General features: G+C 69.9%; 4 protein-coding genes. 1 reads left to right on the forward strand and 3 read right to left on the reverse strand.

Annotated features, from left to right (window positions below):
* Window positions 1–126: 126 nt before the first annotated feature.
* On the reverse strand, window positions 127–1,233 hold the full coding sequence (locus StrepF001_RS44710; RefSeq protein ID WP_129803797.1) for a histidine kinase: 1,107 nt from the start codon (window positions 1,231–1,233) through the stop codon (window positions 127–129).
* Window positions 1,230–1,895 (reverse strand): response regulator transcription factor, encoded by a 666-nt coding sequence (locus tag StrepF001_RS44715; RefSeq protein WP_129803798.1) that lies wholly within the window; start codon window positions 1,893–1,895, stop codon window positions 1,230–1,232. Before StrepF001_RS44715 ends, StrepF001_RS44710 begins: the two co-directional genes overlap by 4 nt.
* A gap of 306 nt (window positions 1,896–2,201) precedes the next feature.
* On the opposite strand from StrepF001_RS44715, the gene StrepF001_RS44720 reads away from it, so the two are divergent.
* Window positions 2,202–2,927 (forward strand): histidine phosphatase family protein, encoded by a 726-nt coding sequence (locus StrepF001_RS44720; protein WP_240798009.1) that lies wholly within the window; start codon window positions 2,202–2,204, stop codon window positions 2,925–2,927.
* A gap of 390 nt (window positions 2,928–3,317) precedes the next feature.
* Here StrepF001_RS44720 and StrepF001_RS44725 read toward each other — a convergent pair.
* Window positions 3,318–3,464: DUF305 domain-containing protein (locus StrepF001_RS44725; RefSeq protein WP_129803799.1), on the reverse strand; the 147-nt coding region annotated here is incomplete at its 5' end.

The following is a 3,464-nucleotide window of genomic DNA, read 5'->3' on the forward strand; positions in this document are numbered from 1 at the left end:
GGCACCCTGCCCGAAAGCAAGGTGGACTGCATGGCGGTGACCGCGGGGACAAGCCCCGGCGGACGTGGCCGGGGCTCCGTGCCACGACCGATCCCCGGGGCGCTGCTCATGGGGGTCTCTTCTCGGTCACCGTGCCTTTTTGACCGGCAGTTCCAGGCGAAGCTGGTAGCCGCCGTCGGCGGTGGGGCCGGAGGTGACGGTGCCGCCGAGGAGGGCGGCGCGCTGTCGCAGGGCGACCAGGCCGTAATGCGCGCTGGGCAGGGGGACGGCGGGCCGCGTGGGCGCGCTGTTGCTGACCGTGACGCGGACGGCGTTGTCCTCGTAGGAGGCGCGCACGGTGGCGGTGGCCCCGGGGGCGTGTTTGCGTACGTTGGTCAGCGCTTCCTGGACGGTGCGATAGACGGCGCGCTGCAGGGTCGGTGGAAGGCCGCCGGGCAGGTCCGTCGTCAGGTGGGCGTCGATGCCGCTGCTGTCGATCAGCCGCCGCAGGTCGGTCAGGGACGGCTGCGGAGTCAGTTCCGTAGGGTGGCTGTGCGAGTCGCGCAGCACGTTGACCATGTGCCGCAGTTCGTCCAGCGTCTGCACGCTCAGCCGCCGTATCGTGGCTGCGGCTTGCTTGGCCACGGTGTCCTGCGTGCCGACCTGCAGTGCCCCGGCCTGCACCGCGATCAGGCTGACCTGGTGGGATACCACATCATGCATCTCACGGGCGAGCTGGGCGCGTTCCTCGGCCAGGACAGCCTGCGCGCTCAGCCTGCGCTCGTGGTCACGCGCCTGTGAGATCTCGGTGAGTCGCAGCGACAGGTCCCGACGGGCCTGAACGAGCTGGCCGAGGAAAATGGGAGCCGCAGCCGTTGCCGCGGTATAGCCCAGGGCGATCAGGCCCGAGGGGCTCCAAAGATCGAGTTGCAGGGACGGCGACCACTCGGTCATGTCGCTGAGCGTGAGCGCCAGGCCGCAGACGGCCAGGAGAGTCCGCCGCCGGGTGAATGTGGCGAGGGTGTACAGCGCCGCCAGAGAGGCGAAGATCGCGCTCGTGAGCAGGACGGCGGGCAGGGTGAGCAGAAAGACGAGCAGCGGAAAACGCCGACGCAGCACAAGCAGGCAGGCAGCGGCCAGGGCCAGGGCCAGGCTCAGCGGCTCGTCCGGGGCGACATGGACCCAGACGTCAAGCAGTGCTGCGGCGACGAACGCAGTGTTCCGCAGTATGCGGGCCGGAGGGCGGGGAATCATCCCGGCTCCGGGTCGCTGCACGGCTTGAGCAGTCCGGCCCGTTCGGCGACCACGACCGCCTGGACGCGGCTGCTGACCTCCAGCTTGGTGAGGATGGCGCTCACATGGTCCTTCACCGTGCCGGTGCTCAGGTGCATCTGGTCGGCGATGTGTGCGTTGGACAGTCCCTGGGCGATCAGGACGAGCACGGCGCGTTCGCGGTCTGTCAGCCGGTCGACACCGTGCGTGGCAGGTGTCTGGCCGCCGGCCTCGAGGTATCCGTCCACGACCGTCCGCGTGACCTTGGGCGACAGGACGGTGCCCCCCTCGGCCAGGGCGCGCACGAGGAACGGCAGCTCCTCCGGGTCGGTGTCCTTGAGCAGGAAGCCTGCCGCGCCGCAGCGCAGGGCCGTGGCCACGTACTCGTCCATGTCGAACGTCGTGAGCATGGCCACCACCGGGGGCTGCGGCAGGCGACACAGGTCGGCGAGGACGGTGAGTCCGTCCACGTCCGGCATGCGGATGTCCAGCAGCACGACATCAGGATGGGTCTCCTGTGCCGTCCGGACGGCTTCTCCCCCCGGAACAGCCCCCACGACCTCGATCTCGTCCGCGGCGTCCAGGATGCGCCGGAACCCCGTACGGATCAGGGCCTCGTCGTCGACCACCAGTACCCGGATCATGCGTGCTCCCACTCACCATCGGGTCACTGTCCGTCGTACCACGTCGACAAGCGCCCCGCTTGCCCACACCGAGACCGTCCAGGTGGCGGGGCCGGAACCAGCCAGTCGGCGGGGACGTTCCGGACTCCTGCCGGATGGATATGGCAGGAGGTTTCGCGAAGCCTGAGAACGTGACGCGCAACGTGTCGACCGCCGCGCTCCGGGAGACGGCGCCGGTGGCCGTGGTTGACCGCTTGCTGCCGCCAGAGGGACGTCACCACCGCCGCTGATCCGAAGCGACCTGGCGGTGTCGCACCCTCCGGCGTCATGCAGGAGCAAACCGAACAGGAGGGCAGCCGCATGACGATCCGCCTGACAGTTCTGGGCATGCACCCCTCAGCTACATCCGCAGATGCGATCTTCGGCCACGCCCCACTCAGTGAGTACGATCTCCACGAGACAGGCACCGCCCTGGCAGCGCTTCCGCCCCAGTCGTCGACCACACGGTCGCCTTCCACCCGCTGCGCGCTCACCGCCGCATTCCTCGGGCTGAAGGCCACAGCCGAGCCGGCACTGCGCGACATCGACTACGGCACATGGCGCGGCCGCACCCCGGCCGAAATCGTCGCCGCAGACCCGCACGGATACAGCGCCTGGCTCACCGACCCGGATGCCGCACCACACGGGGGCGAAACCGTACGCCAACTCTGCCAACGGACCGCGAACTGGCTCAGCAGCCTGCCCCCTGAGACGGGCCGAGCCTTGGCCATCGTCGAGCCGGCTGTTGTCCAGGCCCTGCTCGTCCATGCCCTGTCCGCACCAGCACGAGCCTTCTGGAAACTTGAGGTACCGCTCCACTGCACAGTCTGCCTGACGCGGCGCGACGGCGTCTGGAACAGCACGTGGACCGCTACCCCGTACTGCCCCAGGACCCGTGCGAGCGGTGCGGGCCGGCCCCGCACCGGCCAGACCGGCGCCGTTCGAGCCGACACCCCACAGCAGGACGGCCGGTACCGCCCGGACTACCGGATCGACCTCGCGCTGCGGTCTTAGGGTCGGTTCAAGGCGCTGTTCGACCGCCGCTGATGAGCAGTCGGCCTGACGCAATGTCAGGCTGTGCGGGGAGTGCCCTTGCCGCCCCCGCCGAACAGGACGTCGTCCTCGTCATCGGCCCTGGCCCCGGTATCGGCCTCACAGCCGCCGCCGGGCGCTCGGCCCATGTCATCGGCATCGACCCCTCCGACGCCATGCTCGCCATGGCCCGCCGCTGCGCATCCCTGATCGCCGGGGGTTGCGACAGTCCCGTGTGGACGGGTGGAGGCAGTGCACCTCCCGGGACCGGGCGGGATGAGGCCCGAGGGCGGCCGCGCAGGCCCGCAGTGCGCACGCTGCGGGCCCGCACGGCCGGTTTGCGGGGCGGGCGTTGTGCCCGCCCTGGCACGGTCAGAGCCGGTCGAGGATGTTCTGGAGCTGTGTGACCTCGGCCGACTGGCCCTTGACGATGTCGTCGGCCATCTTCTTGGCCTCGGCGTTCTCGCCGTTTTGCTGCTCGTCCTCGGCCATGGAAATCGCGCCGTTGTGGTGCTCGAT

It is taken from the genome of Streptomyces sp. F001, assembly GCF_004187715.1.
Lineage (GTDB): Bacteria > Actinomycetota > Actinomycetes > Streptomycetales > Streptomycetaceae > Streptomyces > Streptomyces flavusporus.